General features: G+C 57.2%; 1 protein-coding gene. It reads right to left on the bottom strand.

Features of this window, described 5'->3' with window-relative positions; all coding sequences use genetic code 11:
* Positions 1-223 (bottom strand): hypothetical protein (locus tag SB775_RS33865; protein WP_486360748.1); only part of this gene is annotated, 223 nt, incomplete at its 3' end.
* Positions 224-236: the final 13 nt, after the last annotated feature.

The raw sequence follows: 236 nt of genomic DNA on the forward strand, positions 1-236 counted from the left end.
GCCAGTCGTGAAGGGCCAGCTGGAGGTCTTGGCGAGAGAACACGCGGTCCGGAAATTGCCCTAGTCGCGGCAACACCGCTTCCTGGACAAATGCACTGCAGGCGCGTCGATCGAAGTCGTTGCACTCTGCGTAGAACTCCTGGCCATCGTCGGCAACCAACGCACCGCTGATTAGATTGCAGTCGATGAAGTCGGTGAACTCTGTATCAACAAAGATTCGCATTGTCCCCCCTTGG

This window comes from Peribacillus sp. SIMBA_075, assembly GCF_046534585.1.